The organism is Arthrobacter sp. NyZ413 (genome assembly GCF_049390645.1).
Taxonomy (GTDB): Bacteria; Actinomycetota; Actinomycetes; order Actinomycetales; family Micrococcaceae; genus Arthrobacter.
The window spans coordinates 1,062,975-1,077,391 of sequence record NZ_CP155434.1 but is presented as its reverse complement, the minus strand read 5'-3'; the positions used below and the strand labels follow the sequence as shown (position 1 = coordinate 1,077,391).

General features: G+C 64.0%; 9 protein-coding genes. All 9 read right to left on the bottom strand.

Annotation, left to right across the window (positions count from 1 at the left end; translation table 11 throughout):
* Window positions 1-21: 21 nt before the first annotated feature.
* The 9 genes from ABCW42_RS05150 to speB all read right to left on the bottom strand — a co-directional run bounded on the left by ABCW42_RS05150 (window position 22) and on the right by speB (window position 14,401).
* On the bottom strand, window positions 22-2,256 hold the full coding sequence (locus ABCW42_RS05150) for an McrB family protein (protein ID WP_423183838.1): 2,235 nt from the start codon (window positions 2,254-2,256) through the stop codon (window positions 22-24).
* Window positions 2,257-2,320: 64 nt separating this feature from the next.
* A complete protein-coding gene (locus ABCW42_RS05145) occupies window positions 2,321-4,240 on the bottom strand; it encodes a DUF5107 domain-containing protein (protein ID WP_423183837.1) in 1,920 nt (639 codons plus the stop codon).
* An 88-nt stretch (window positions 4,241-4,328) separates the two neighbouring features.
* The gene (locus ABCW42_RS05140; protein ID WP_423183836.1) at window positions 4,329-4,742 is read right to left on the bottom strand and encodes an acyl-CoA thioesterase; all 414 of its coding nucleotides are present in this window, start codon (window positions 4,740-4,742) and stop codon (window positions 4,329-4,331) included.
* Window positions 4,743-4,780: 38 nt separating this feature from the next.
* Complete coding sequence (locus tag ABCW42_RS05135; RefSeq protein WP_423183835.1) at window positions 4,781-6,886, bottom strand: ABC transporter ATP-binding protein; 2,106 nt, start codon at window positions 6,884-6,886, stop codon at window positions 4,781-4,783.
* Window positions 6,883-8,616, bottom strand: a complete 1,734-nt coding sequence (locus tag ABCW42_RS05130) for an ABC transporter ATP-binding protein (RefSeq protein ID WP_423183834.1) — start codon at window positions 8,614-8,616, stop codon at window positions 6,883-6,885. Before ABCW42_RS05130 ends, ABCW42_RS05135 begins: the two co-directional genes overlap by 4 nt.
* Window positions 8,617-8,880: 264 nt before the next feature.
* Window positions 8,881-10,941 (bottom strand): MFS transporter, encoded by a 2,061-nt coding sequence (locus ABCW42_RS05125; protein WP_423183833.1) that lies wholly within the window; start codon window positions 10,939-10,941, stop codon window positions 8,881-8,883.
* Between the two features lie 11 nt (window positions 10,942-10,952).
* Window positions 10,953-11,435 (bottom strand): MarR family winged helix-turn-helix transcriptional regulator, encoded by a 483-nt coding sequence (locus tag ABCW42_RS05120; RefSeq protein WP_423183832.1) that lies wholly within the window; start codon window positions 11,433-11,435, stop codon window positions 10,953-10,955.
* A 177-nt stretch (window positions 11,436-11,612) separates the two neighbouring features.
* Window positions 11,613-13,331, bottom strand: coding sequence for a thiamine pyrophosphate-binding protein (locus ABCW42_RS05115; protein ID WP_423183831.1), 1,719 nt, complete (start codon window positions 13,329-13,331; stop codon window positions 11,613-11,615).
* The gene (gene speB, locus ABCW42_RS05110; RefSeq protein ID WP_423184807.1) at window positions 13,328-14,401 is read right to left on the bottom strand and encodes an agmatinase; all 1,074 of its coding nucleotides are present in this window, start codon (window positions 14,399-14,401) and stop codon (window positions 13,328-13,330) included. The genes ABCW42_RS05115 and speB overlap by 4 nt, the downstream gene beginning before the upstream one ends.
* Window positions 14,402-14,417: the final 16 nt, after the last annotated feature.

Below are 14,417 nucleotides of genomic sequence, written 5' to 3'. Positions count from 1 at the left end.
GATGGCCGCGGCGGAGTTGACTTAGCGCGTCGCAAGTCGACCCAACAACTGGTCCAGCCCGAAGCGCTCTTCCAACTGGGCCCTGTTCAATTGCCCGTGGTAGTGCTCTTCGAGGAGCGGCATGAGCTCGTACTTCCAGATCCTGCGCAGTCCGGCGGGATCCTGGGCCGCGTTCTTCATGAAGTAGGAGGGGCCGATCATCAGGTCGCGATCCCAGTCGTCGATCGAATCGTTCAAGGCGTCGAGCAGGTCCGCGTTGAGCGTGTCCAGCCCACGGGCCTCGAGGAATCGCCGCAGTGAGCCGCGGATCGGTTCCACCTTGGGATGCAATTCCACGAACGCGAAGCGGCGCCGAATGGCCGCGTCCATCATGGCGATGGAGCGGTCGGCCGTATTCATGGTGCCGATGATGTAGAGGTTGTCCGGCAAGCTGAACGGCTCGTTGGGGCTGTACTGCAAGTAGATGCGGTCGTCGCGGTACTCAAGCAGGAAGTACAGCTCACCGAACACTTTGGCGAGATTGGCACGGTTCATCTCGTCGATGATGAGGAAGTACGGCTTGTTCGAGTTCCCCGGCTTCGCTGCTTCTTCGGCCAGGCGACGCAGCGGCCCGGCGACGAGCTTGAAAGAGACCTGGCCGTCGTCGGTCTTGTCCGGCCGGAACCCTTCGAAGAAATCCTCGTAGGCATAGGACGGATGGAACTGCACCAGCTTGACGCGCTCGTCGGTGCTGTCGCCCGCGAGTTCGGCGGCCAAATGCTTCGCGAGGTAGGTCTTGCCCGTTCCGGGAGGGCCGTAGAGCACCAGCTGCCGGTTTTCCTCGAGGAGGTCGGCAATTTCCTTCAGCGGCCCGAGCTCCATATGGAGTGAATCCGCGAACTCCTCGGTGAGGGGCCGGAACCCTTCAATGACGGGCTCGACGGCGGTGTCCGCGGCGGCGGTGTCCTCGCCGTCGGATTCCGCTTCCGCGGGCAGGAGGCTCTGCAGCGACTGGATGACCTTGGTGACGTCCACGACGATCCCCGCGGTGGCGAGTTGGCGCTGGACGTGGCGCGGGGCCTCGGCGATGGGGTGGGTTTCGTCGAACCAGCGGACCTTGCGGCGCAACCGGCGATTGTCCTCGTTGTGCTCCGCTTCGCCGAGGATGACGCCGATCCGCACCGCGCCGGCATGCTGGAACAGCGCGAGGTCGCCCGGCTTCATCACGGTGAGGAACGCGAAAACGGCGGTCTTCATGTCCTCGCGTTCAACGTAGCCAAGGTGCTTGTAGTCCTCGTCCACAGCATGCTGCACTACGCCCGCGGTAACGCCCGGGTTGAGTTCGCGGAGGTGTTCGACGTCGAGCGTCGCCTTCTCCTCCGCCTGCCACGCGGCGAGCAACTCGGCGGAATCCAGGTGCGTGCGCAACAGCCAGGCCCTGCGGCCGGGATCGCCTACCTTGCGCCACTGGCTGACGAGCTGGCGATGGTACCAATCGATGCGTTGGCCGGCCTGTTCGTCGAGGTGCAGGCGGATCCGGTGGACATCCGCGGTGATGTCTTCCTCCGAATCTCCCTTGGCACCGCCCACCAGCGAGGCAAACGCATCACGGATTTCCCGACGCTCCACATCCGCCACTACCGGTTCGAAGTAGCTCGGCCACGCCAGGTATTCGATGCTTCGCCGGATGGCCGCTTGGTCCCCCAGGGTTGCAGCAGCGAGTTCGTGGAACTTCAACGGATCCTTGAGGGCTTTGGCAATGCTCGCGTTCGACTGGCCATCCACGTGGGCCACGAAGCGGCAGAGCCAAGCCAACTGGTCCCACAGGGTCCAATTGAATTCCGCGGTACGGTCGCGGATCACGCCGTGGTCGGTCATCCCTTGGTAGAGCTCGACGGGCAGCTCGATGGGAGGCTCGATCCAAGACGCGGCCTCGGCAACGCGGGCGCGCTTCACTTTGAGCGATTTGACCTCATGGGCGAGCGGCAGGGACTGGAGGAACAGAAGTTCGACGGCGAGCAGCTTGGCTTCGCGCGACGCTCCCTCCAGGTTCTGCCGCAAATTAGTCATCATGGGTGCTTTGGGGTCCGATGCGCCGCGTTCCAAGCGTTCCAGAAGCTCGGCTGCGGCGTCGACCGTCCATGTACGTGTTCCGGCGTCGAGCGCCGAGGCCTTCCCCTGGAGCCCCGGGCCCAGCACGAACCACGCTGCATCTTCGATCTCCTTGGAGATACCGGGGGCACGGGTCAGTGGGGCTTTGGTGGAGGGAGTCACCATGCCAACTTACATGGTTTAGCTGGGTACCGGCATCCGGAAGGCCGGCATCCAGGGAGGCACAAAGCTAGTGCATTCCGAAGCGATAGCGGCTAGGCACCGGCTCATCTGGGCAAACGTCCTTCCACAGCTCGGAGATCGCGTCCTCGCCTTCCCGGATATCCGGAATTTCCACCCCGTCGCGCAGCATGGCCGCTGCTTCTTCGCTCCGGCCGGCGCGAGAAAGGGCGAGCGCCGTGAGGAACCGGACGCGCCCGACGTCGGACATTCCGGCAGGTGCCTCGCCCACCAAAACGAGCGCTTGCCCGGGAAGACCGTGGCGGATGCTCAGGGTCATGGCCTCAACGAGCAGGTGGACGTTGGTAGGTTCCAGGCGGCTCGCGGACGCCAGCTCGGCCAGGCCCTCGTCGACGTTGCCGATGGTCAGCAAAGCTCGTGACCGGCCCCGGTGAATCAAGGCCCGGGTGTGTCGGGGAATGGTGCCCGCGGCCAAGGCGGCGTCGTAGTGCGCGATTGCGGCATCGAGTTCCTGGCGGGCATGTTCCATGGTGGCGAGGTGGAACAACGCCTCCGCTCCGCCGTCGTGCTCCAACAGTCCCTCCCAATCGTTCCCGGCAACGAAAGTCTCCGATCCCGCGAATCCCCGCCCTTCCAATAGTGCAAGCCACGGCGCGGTTTCGCCGCCCGTCGGATCGCCGAAGGGCGTGCCGACCTCATCCACCCACCCAAGCCCCGCGGCACGCCGTCGGACGCGTTCCACAGCACCCCAGGCACTGCCGTGCACCAGCATCTCCGTCGGGGCAAGCGCCTGGTTCCGCCCCGCTTCCTCAAGGGCCTCTTCCAGCGCCGCATCCGGGACGAGGTGTTCGAGTCGCGCGCCGGCGTGGGCGATTGCCGCGTCCCAATCCTGGCTGTGCGAGACCGCGGGATCGAGCCGGGCGTTGCCGTAGGCCTCCACCCACGTCCATTCGGCGCGCGCAGGCATGGGCAGGTGCTCCACTTGGGTCTGGGCCAGCCCGGCTTGGATCTCCGCGTACGGACCGGCGCCCGGGCTGAGCCATTCCTGCCAGCGTTTGCCGCCGTCGCCCTGGCCCCAGACGAAGAGCTTCTTCCCGCGCAGCAGGCTCGTGGAGAGCATCGCCAGGCCGTCGCCGTCGCGGTCAACCGCGGTGATCCAGTGACGGCGGCCGGGTTGGATGTCGAAGAAGAAATCCGCCGCGTGCGCGCTGTTGACCAGCCACGTGGCGTCCTTGCCGTGATGCTCGGTGGGCCGCACGCGGGCGACGTCGGTAGTGTAGTCGCTGCCATAGGCCTCAGCGGCTGGCGCCACGACGCGGGTTTCCGGCGTCTCGGGAACAGCGGCGTTGCTCCACCAATACATTGGAACGTCGTGCTCGTGGGGGTTCCGGATCCGCACCGCGGCGAGGAGCACGTCCGAATCCTCGGGAAGCCACATATCCACTTGGAATACGACCCCGCGGACGCGCTCGAATTCCCACATCCGCAGGACCTCGTGGCCTTCCGGGGTCTCGACGACGGCCGTGTGCAACGGATCACATGTAGTGGGTGAATGCCCGCGGGTTCCGATATTCCATTCGAGCCCGCCCGCGAACCACGCCTTGCGCAGCGCGATGTTGGCGAACTGCAACGTTCCGTGGGTGTGGAGCAGCTGTTTACCGGAGGCTTTGTCGAAGAGTTCCCACAGCCGACCGCCCAAGGTGGGCAGGACAACCGCGCGCAGCTTGCTGTTCTCAAGCACGACGGCGGGTACCTCGTGGGTGGTCCGCTCGCGCGAGTAGCCATCCTGCATCAGGTAAGGGAACATATTCGGCACTTGGCCATACCGGGCCGCGGCCTGCAATTCCTCCGGCACGCCGTCGCCGATCCTGTAGGGCTGGTTGAGCTCTGCGTCGACCACGGGCAGAGGATTGGTGGGGCCGAGTTCGGCAATGTTCAAGGCGATGGTGCGGTAGGTCAGGTTCTGCAAGGTATTGCCTCCTGAATGGCTGGAGTTTGTGTACAGGTGACGCCCTTAAGAGGGGTTCTAGAGGGCATTACCTGTACACAAACTCGGATCACGCTTGGTAGGGAGCCAGTTGTTCCTTTTGCTCCGGGGTGAGCCGGCGGACCCGGCCATCTTGGTCCACGAAGGCCAGGTGGGTGCTGGCTTTGACGCAGTCCTGGCCGGTGACCGGATCTTTGATGACGTAGTGGAGGTCGAAACTTGCCCCCTTGACGGCCCCCACCCAGATTTCCACCGTTGCCGGGATGTTGCGGTATTCCAAGGTGCGGACGTACCTGACCTTATGCTCAACCACCAAGGTCATGACGCCCTCTCCAACATCGTTGAAGATGGACACCGGAGGCTCGACTCCGGGGAGGCCCGCCCCGCTCGGCGGACCGAAAGCGGCAATACGGGCTTCCTCCAGCATGCGGACGATCTGGACGTTGTTGATGTGCCCGTACGCGTCCATGTCGCCCCAACGCATGGGGACCTGGACGGAAATCGGCCCGACGTGGTGCGCGCTCAGCTGTGCACCGCCGTCGAATCGTCCACAGCGACCTCTTCTGCGTCCTCACCAGCGAACTGGGACATGTACAGGCGGTAGTACGCGCCTTGCAATGCAAGCAGTTCGTTGTGGTTGCCCTGCTCCACGATGCTGCCGTTTTCCATCACGAGGATGGTGTCGGCGTCGCGGATGGTGGACAGGCGGTGGGCGATGACGAAGCTCGTGCGGTCCGTGCGCAGGGCAGCCATCGCTTTCTGCAGCAACAGCTCAGTACGGGTGTCCACGGAGCTCGTGGCCTCGTCCAGGATCAACAGCGAGGGGTCGGAAACGAACGCCCGGGCAATGGTGATGAGCTGCTTTTCACCCGCACTGACGTTGTTGCCTTCTTCGTCGATGATCGTCTGGTACCCATCGGGCAATGCGCGGACGAAGCGGTCCACATAGGTGGCCTTGGCAGCCTCCATGATCTGCTCCTCGGTGGCGTCGAGGTTGCCGTACTTGATGTTGTCGTAGATCGTGCCGCCGAACAACCAAGCGTCCTGGAGCACCATGCCCACTTTCGAGCGGAGCTCGGAGCGGCTCAGTTCCTTGATGTCCACCCCGTCCAAGGTGATGCGGCCCGAGTTGAGTTCGTAGAAGCGCATCACCAGGTTCACCAGGGTGGTCTTTCCGGCGCCCGTCGGGCCCACGATGGCTACTGTGTGGCCCGGCTCGGCGCTTAGGGACAGGTTCTCGATGAGCGGCTTGTCCGCGACGTAGCTGAAGGAAACGTTCTCGAATTCAACGTGTCCGTCCGTACGCGGCGGCAAGTGCTTGGCAGCGGTCTCGGGCAGTTCCTCGTCAGCGTCCAGGAACTCGAATACACGTTCAGCCGAAGCGACACCGGACTGCAGCATGTTGGCCATGCCGGCGATCTGGCCCAGGGGCTGCGTGAATTCACGCGAGTACTGGATGAATGCGGTGGCATCGCCCAGGCTCATGGAACCCGAAGCCACGCGCAAACCGCCGACAACCGCGATGCCTACATAGCTGAGGTAGGACACGAAGTTCATGGCCGGGAAGATGATGCCGGAAACGAACTGGGCTCCAAAGGACGCCTTGTAGAGTGCCTCGTTGCGTTCGTCGAAGCGCTCCAGCATGTCCGCGTCGCGACCAAAGACTTTCACCAGTTCGTGGCCGGAGAACGATTCTTCGATCTGGCCATTGAGCGTTCCGGTGTTCTTCCACTGTGCCGCGAAGAGCTTTTGGCTGCGCGCTCCGATGACACCTGCGAGGACGCCGGAGAGGGGCAGCGCGACCAATGCGATCAGGGCAAGTTGCCAAGACACGATGAACATCATGACGGTGATGCCCAGGACAGTCAGTACGGAGCTCACAAGCTGGGCGAACGCCTGCTGCAGCCCTTGCTGGACGTTGTCGACGTCATTGGTCACGCGGGAAAGGATGTCCCCGCGCTGGCGGGTGTCGAAGTAGTTCAACGGCAAGCGGTTGAGCTTCGTCTGGACATCGTTACGGAGCCGGTTGATGACCTTCATGACGATCCGGTTCAGGATGTAGCCCTGGGCCCACAGGAAGATGTTGGCCACGAAGTACATCAAGAGGACGATCGAGATCAGGAACGTCAGCTTGGAGAAGTTGATCCCGTTGGTGAGTTCCATCTTGGACACCATGTCCGCGAAGTTGTTCTGTCCCGCTTGGCGAAGGCTCTCGGCGAAGGCTGCCTGGCTGACGCCGGGCGGGAGTTGCTTGCCCATCACGCCGCCGAAGATGACGTCCATGGCGCTACCGAGGATTTTCGGCGCGATGACGTTCAGGACCACCGAAACCACCACGAGGCCGATCACGACAATCACGGCCGCGGCTTCGGGCTTCAGCAGGCCCAGGAGCCGCTTGGCTGACGGTCCGAAGGCCTTGGCCTTCTTCGCGGGCAGGTTGCCGAACATGCCGCCATCGGCTTCGCCGGGCGTGTATTCGACGTCTTCGACGTCGTCATCGTCCGCCACGGCAACGGCGACTGCGGCTTCCGAGTCCTTCGCATCCGCCGATTCTTTGGCCGCCCGGGCCGCCTTGGCTGCTTCGGCCTTCGCCGCCCAACCACGCTTTTGCTGATTCTGCTCGCTCATGCCACTTCCTCCGCGGTCAGCTGGGACTCCACGATCTCCTGGTACGTCGGTGACGTTTCGAGGAGTTCTTCATGTGTGCCGCGATCGACGATCCTGCCGTTGTCCAGGACAAGGATCTGGTCCGCGTCCGCGATGGTCGAGACACGCTGGGCCACGATAATGACCGTGGCATCGCGGGTCTTTTCCTTCAGGGCCCGCCGAAGCCGGGCATCGGTTGCAACGTCCAAGGCGGAGAAGGAATCGTCGAACAAGTAGACCTTGGGCCGGGTCACCAAAGCCCGGGCGATGCAGAGGCGCTGCCTCTGGCCACCGGAGACGTTGGTGCCACCCTGCGCGACCCGCCGGTTCAGGCCGGAAGCTTTTTCCATCACGAAGTCCTTGGCTTGGGCCGTTTCCAACGCGTCCCAGAGCTCCTCGTCCGTGGCGCCGGTCTTGCCGAAGCGGAGGTTGTGTTCGATGGTTCCCGAGAACAAATACGGCTTCTGGGGAACGGTGGCCACCCGGCTGGTGATTTCGTCGCGGTCCAGGCTGGTGACCGGAACGCCGTCGAGCAGTACTTCACCGGATGCGACGTCGTAAAGCCGCGGCAGGAGCGACACAAGGGTGGTCTTGCCCGCACCCGTGGAACCGATGATCGCGAGGGTTTGCCCCGGTTCCGCAGAGAAGGAAATGTTGCTCAAGACGGGAGCTTCAGCGCCCGGGTATTTGAAGGTGACATCGCGGAATTCCACGCGGCCCTTCTTTTCCGCGGGCGCAACGGGCGCCTTCGGATCGTGGATGGAAGGTTCGACGTCGAGGACCTCGCCAATGCGGTCCGCGCACACGGAGGCGCGCGGGATCATCATGGCCATGAATGTGCCCATCATGACGGCCATGAGGATCTGCAGGAGGTACTGGAGGAAGGCCGTCAAGGAACCCACCTGCATGTTGCCGGCGTCGACCCTCTGGCCACCGAACCACAGCACCGCGGCCGTGGAGAGGTGCAGGATCATGCCGATGGCGGGGAACATCAGGACGAACAGGTTGCCGATCTTGACCGAAACTTCGGTGAGGTCCCGGTTGGCGCCGCCGAACCGCTTGGCCTCGTACGGTTCGCGCACGAAGGCACGGACCACGCGGATACCGATGATCTGCTCGCGCAGCACGCCGTTGATGGCGTCGATCTTCTTCTGCATGGAGCGGAAGAGCGGCATCAGCCTGACCACGAGGTAGCCGACCACGGCCACAAGGAGCGGAACGGATACCCACACGAGCCACGACAGGCTGAGGTCCTCGCGGAGGGCCATGATGATGCCGCCGACACACATGATGGGGGTGGACACCATGAAGTTCAGGCCCATCAGCATGAGCATCTGCACTTGCTGGACATCGTTGGTGCCGCGGGTAATCAAGGTGGGAGCGCCGAAGCTGTTGACGTCCTTGGCCGAGAAGCTGCTTACCTTGCGGAAGACGTCCCGGCGGAGGTCGCGGCCCATGGCCATGGCCACACGGGAGCCGAAGTACACCCCGGCGATGGCGGCCACGACCTGGCCGAACGCGACCGCGAGCATCAGGGCACCGGTCTGCCAGATGTAGTTGGTGTCGCCCCGGGAGACACCCTCGTCAATGATCTTGGCGTTAAGGCTGGGAAGGTAGAGGGTTGCGATGGTAGATGCCAACTGGAAGATGATGACAGCCAGTATCTGTGGCAAATACGGCTTGGAATAGCGCCGTATCAGGGTGACAAGCATGCCCACGGATCCTTAGTTAGAGTGCGAGTTTAGAGTGCGAGTTTGAGTGAGAACCAACGAGTAATACAGATAGCAGGAGGCGCTGACAGTATTAGCCCCTCAACTGTACGAAATCCCCCGCCCCAACAGAATATTGATAGCCAAATATCATCCGAGCGGCGTATTTTGTCCCGTGCATAGCCTCCACGCAGCAGTGCGGGCGGGCCGGGATGATCCCGACCCGCCCGCAAATCCGCGGCTAACTCACGTAAAAGCCAACGGAGGCTAGCCCGCGTGCCGCCCAGCTTCCCTGGAGTGGTTGCCGGCTCCAGCAGCGTTTGGCGCTTCCCCTGCGATGAGCATGAGGGCCGCCCGTTCCTGGCGCCGGCGTTCCCGCTTGAGTTCCTTGTGCAACGCAGCCAGTTCCGCGGCTGTCCGGGACTGCTCCACGGCGATGGTTTGCTGTTCCTGGATGCGCGCTTGAAGCTCACGCTGCGAGCGGCTCAGCTGCAATTGCTGTTCGGCGAGCAGACGCTGGGTCCGGGCCAACTGTTCCTGGACATCCCGAAAACCGGCTGTGGGATCGGGCCGTTCCTGCGTCAGGATCCGTGCGAACTCGAGATCGAGGTCGTCGTGTTCCTTGGCGGCCGCCGCAAGCGCACGCTTGGCACCCAGGCTCGTGCCGCCGTCGTCGACTGGTTCGGTGGTTTCACCAGAACTGATGACAGGCATGGTGGCGGTGTCCAGGGACATGGCTGCCTCGGCGGAGGCGTTTGCCAGCAGTTCCCGCTCAGGCGAAGCATCCACGGTCTTCCGCAGCGGCACTTCCTTGATGAAGAGCACCGCGAGGAAAGCGACCAGGGCAATGACTGCCGAGATCATGAAGATCTGGGCGGTGGCGTCGCCGTATGCGGCACGCATGATGTCCCGGATGGGAGCGGGGAGATCGGTCAGGTCCATGCTCGCGTCGCTGGATCCGCCCTTCACCGGGATGTGTGCCGCGGCCAGGCCCTGGGTGGCAAGTTCCGTGACGTGGTTCGACATCACCGCACCAAGCACGGCAACGCCGATCGCGCCGCCGAAGGAGCGGAAGAACGCCACGGATGCGCTCGCGGTGCCGATGTCCTTAGCCTGGACAGTGTTCTGCACGGCCAGCACGAGGTTCTGCATGAGCAAGCCAAGGCCCAGGCCGAAGATCGCGGTGTAGGTGCAGGTGATCCAGAGTTCAGTGGTGTGGTCGATGGTGCCCGTGAATGCGAGGCCACCGGCCAACAGCACGGTGCCAGCGAGGAGGTACCTCTTCCATTTGCCGAAGCGGCTGATGAGCTGTCCCGAAACCACGGAGCCCGTCAGGTTGCCTGCGATCATCGGCAGGGTCAGCAGGCCGGCCTCTGTAGGGGTGGCTCCACGGGCCACCTGGAAGTACTGGCCGAGGAAGGTGGACGAGCTGAACATCGCGATGCCGACTGCCACCGAGGCGAGGATCGCGAGGGCGGTGGTGCGCTCGGAGATGATCTTCAGCGGAATGATCGGCTGGGCGACCTTGGATTCGACCAGCACCAGGAGGGCGAGCAACAGCACGCCGCCGCCGACCATGACGGCGGTCTGCCAGGAAATCCAGTCGTAGTAATCCGGGTTGCCGGCGAAGGACACCCAGATGAGCAGCAGGCTGACGCCGGATGTCAGGAGCACGGAGCCGAGCCAGTCGATCTTGGCGGGACGCTTGACGTGCTGGATCTTGAGGGTCGCCTGGAGCAGGATGAGCGCGACGACGGCGAGCGGCACGCAGACGAAGAACGTCCAGCGCCAGCCGAGGGGGCTGTCCACGATGAAGCCGCCGAGGAGCGGTCCGCCCGCGGTGCCAACTGCCATGACGGCGCCCATGTATCCCGAGTACTTGCCACGGTCACGCGGCGGAATCATGGTGCCGATGATGGCCTGGGCCAAGGCAGTGAGGCCACCGAGCGCAATGCCCTGGATGACGCGGGCGGTCAGGAGGAAGGGAATGCTCTGGGAGAAGCCGGCCATGACCGAGCCTGCGACGAAGACCACGATGCTCAGCTGGACCAGGAGCTTCTTGTCGAAGAGGTCTGCCAGCTTGCCCCAGATGGGCGTGGTGGCCGCGTTGGCGAGCAGCGCGGCGGTAATGACCCAGGCGAAGTCGGTCTGCGTTCCGTGGAGGTCGGACATGATGGTCGGCAGGGCGTTGGCAACGATCGTGCTGCTCAGGATTGCCGTGAAGAATGCCGCGAGGAGCCCGGTCAGGGCCTCCATGATTTGTCGATGCGACATGGGCGCGTTGGGTGCCGCCACCGCCGTGGTGCCTTCAAGGGTTCGGGTTGCCATAGGTGCTGCTCCTAAGCTTCGTGGTTCGAGTGATGGGAGCCGGCCGCCGTTGCCCGGACTGAGTGGTTGAGTGATGCGGTCAATTTCGCGAGGACCTCGCCCGCTTCCAGGGCGTCGTCTTCGCTCCATTCTTCGAGGTAGCTCCGCAAGTTGAGGCTGCGCTGCTCTTCGAAATCCCGGACCTTCGCCATGCCCTTTTCGGACAGTGCGACGAGTTGGGCCCGGCCGTCCGCGGGGTCGGGGCGCCGGACAACAAAGCCGAGCTCTTCGAGTTCGGCGATGTGCCGGCTCAGGACCGGAGGGCTGACGCCTAACCGCGTCGCCAGCTTCGTGGCGCGGGACTCCCCCTCGCCGATAAAGCGCATGACGCCTTGCAGCGCGAATCCGACCTCGGGATCCTTTGCCAAGCTCGTGGTCACGATGCATCGGAGGACCCGCTGGAGATCGAAAATCTGGTGGACGAGCTCGGTTGCTGTGCTCGACGCGACCGCCATGGAAAACACCTCACTTTTGTTTGCCTAAAGCAACTATACTCCAAAATGATTGCTTTGGGAAACTAATCAAGTGTGAGGTGCGTTAAACGCCAAGCGCGAACCGGCAGCCGGTACGTGCGAAACCGGAGTTTCGAACGAATGTGCTGCCAGCTCGCGCTGGTTGGTTATGTGGTGTTGCTAGTCGCCGAGGTGGGTGGGGCCGAACATTTTCAGGAGGGTTTCAACCACGACGACGTTGGGGCCGTCCGCGGCGAAGCTTTCCTTGAGCGCGTCCCCCACTTCGTCCGGCGAGACCCGGCGTGCCGGGACGCCGAAGGCTTCGGCGAGCTTGACAAAGTCCGGGCGGGCGAGTTCGGTGGCCGTGGCCTTGCCGAAAGCGCCCACCATGTATTCACGCAGGATGCCGTAGCCGCCGTCGTCCACGATCAGCCAGGTCACCGGGATGTTGTGCTGCTTTGCAGTAGCCAGTTCCGAGATGGAGTACATCGAGGAACCATCGCCGGAGACAGCGAGCACCCGCGAGGGCTGGCCAGTGGTTTCCAGGCCCACGGCACCGCCGATCGCTGCCGGGAAGCCGTAGCCGAGGCCGCCGGCGCCCTGGGCGGAGTGGAACTGGCCCTCGCGGGAGTCCCAGCAGCTCCATCCCCAGTACGCGGAGATGGTCATGTCCCAAAAGGTCTGCATCCCTGCGGGAACGGCTTCGCGGATATCGGCCATGAACTTCAGTTCCTTGCCCAGGTCCTGCGATTCCAGGCGGGCTTTGACCTTCGCGAGGGATTCCTTGACCAGGTCCTCGGGCGAGGTCCCGTGCCAGTTGGGAACGGTACGCCCGGAAACGTCCTGCGACGCGTCGAAAGCCGCCGTCAACGCCGAGTCCAGGGCCGCGAGGGCCTGCCCGGCGTCGGCGCGGATGCCCAGTCCAGGCCGGTTGGATTCCAACACCCGCGGTTCGGCGTCGATCTGGATGATGCGTCCGCGCGGTTCGAACGTGAAGTAGTTGGAGGTCACTTCACCCAAGGAGGAGCCGACGACGATCAGCACATCGGCGTCTTCGAGGACGTCGGTCATGTACCGGTCTTCGATCCAGGACTGCAAGGACAACTCATGGTTCCACGGGAACGCGCCGTTCCCGCCGGGCGTGCAGATCACCGGCGCACGCAGCGTCTCGGCGATCGAGAGCAGGGACTTTTCAGCCCGGCCACGGCGCGTACCGCCACCGGCGATGATCGCCGGACGCTCCGCCGTCGTAAGCCATTTCACCGCCTCGCGGATCAGCTCGACCCGCGGCGGGTTGTCCGCGGCCTCGGCCAAGGCATCCTCCACGGGAGGCACCATGATGGGATCCAGGAGCACGTTCTGCGGGATCTCAATCCACACCGGCCCCTGCGGAGACGAAATGGCTTCGGTCCACGCGTCCTGGATAGCCGAGGGGATCCCCGAAGCGTGCTGGATCAGCCGCTGGCTCTTGGTGACATTCGCCGCGGACGCCTTCTGGTCATCAAGCTGGTGCAGCATGCCCTTGCGGCGCGCGCCGAGGCCCTCCAACGGGATCTGGCTCGCGACCACGACCATCGGCACGCCCGAGGCATACGCCTCCTGCAACCCGGCCAGCGACGTCAACGCCCCCGGCCCGGTAGACAGGAACAACACCCCGACCTCGCCAGTGGCGCGCGAGTACCCGTCGGCAGCAAAAGCCGAGTTGTTCTCCACCCGCGACGAAACGAAATGCAGGTTCCCGCGGCCCATCGCGTCAAACAAACCCAACGCGTGCTGGCCGGGAATGCCGAAAACCGTCTTCGCGCCGAGCGCCTCAAGGGTCTCGACGACGAGGTCCCCGCCGTTGCGCTGATCCGTGCCGCGAGTGGGGGCTGCGGTGCCAGGATCGAAGTCGATCACGGACGCACTCCCGCAGAGTTGGCGGCAAAACCGGCCGGCTGGCGGGCTTCCTGGCCGAGGGCCTGGGCCGCGTAGCCGTTCGGCGCGCCGACGCGGTCGCCTTCGACGGCGTTGTCCGCCATGAGCGTGACGAGCTCGTAGGCAACGTGGCTGCCGGCGACGCCCGTGATTTCGGCATGGTCATAGGCGGGGGCGACCTCGACGATGTCCGCGCCGACGAGGTTCATGCCACGGAAGCCGCGGATGATTTCGAGGAGTTCGCGGCTGGTGATGCCGCCGGCTTCCGGAGTGCCGGTGCCCGGTGCGTGGGCGGGATCGAGGACGTCGATGTCCACGGAGATGTAGAGCGGCCGGTTGCCGATGCGGTCGCGGATCTTGGCCACGGTCTCGAGGACGCCCTGGTAGTAGACATCCGCCGAGGTGACAATGCCGAAGCCGAAGCGGTGGTCGTCGTCGAGGTCTTTCTTCCCGTACAACGGACCGCGGGTGCCGACGTGGCTGATCGCTTCGGTGTCCAGGATGCCTTCCTCGACGGCGCGGCGGAAGGGAGTGCCGTGGGTGTATTCGGCACCGAAGTAGGTGTCCCAGGTGTCGAGGTGGGCGTCGAAGTGCAGCATCGCGACGGGTTCGCCCGCACGTTCAGCGGCAGCACGGAGCAACGGCAAGGCGATGGTGTGGTCGCCGCCAAGGGTCACAAGCTTGCTCCCGTTGGCCGTCAGGTCCAGCGCGTTCTGCTGGATGGTCTCGATTGCCTCGTTGATGTTGAACGGGTTCACTGCCATATCCCCGGCATCGGCTACCTGGATGTTTTCGAAGGGGCTGACATCCCAGGCCGGGTTGTACGGGCGGAGCAAGCGGCTGGCTTCGCGAACATGGTTGGCACCGAAGCGGGCACCCGGGCGGTAGGAAACACCGGAGTCGAAGGGCACGCCGACAACGGTGACGTCGGCCTTGGACACCTGGTCCAGGCGGGGCAGGCGGGCGTACGTGGCAGCACCGGCGTAACGCGGAATTCGGGCCGAATCAATGGGACCAAGGTTGCCGTTGGCCTCAATACGAAGCTCTTCCAAAATGTGCCACTCCTTA

What these genes read in the sequence shown, in the direction of transcription:
- ABCW42_RS05150 (WP_423183838.1), bottom strand. Translation starts at nt 2,256, where the DNA reads ATGGTGACTCCCTCCACCAAAGCCCCACTGACCCGTGCCCCCGGTATC.
- ABCW42_RS05140 (WP_423183836.1), bottom strand. Translation starts at nt 4,742, where the DNA reads ATGCGTTGGGGCGACATGGACGCGTACGGGCACATCAACAACGTCCAG.
- ABCW42_RS05135 (WP_423183835.1), bottom strand. Translation starts at nt 6,886, where the DNA reads ATGAGCGAGCAGAATCAGCAAAAGCGTGGTTGGGCGGCGAAGGCCGAA.
- ABCW42_RS05130 (WP_423183834.1), bottom strand. Translation starts at nt 8,616, where the DNA reads ATGCTTGTCACCCTGATACGGCGCTATTCCAAGCCGTATTTGCCACAG.
- ABCW42_RS05125 (WP_423183833.1), bottom strand. Translation starts at nt 10,941, where the DNA reads ATGGCAACCCGAACCCTTGAAGGCACCACGGCGGTGGCGGCACCCAAC.
- ABCW42_RS05120 (WP_423183832.1), bottom strand. Translation starts at nt 11,435, where the DNA reads ATGGCGGTCGCGTCGAGCACAGCAACCGAGCTCGTCCACCAGATTTTC.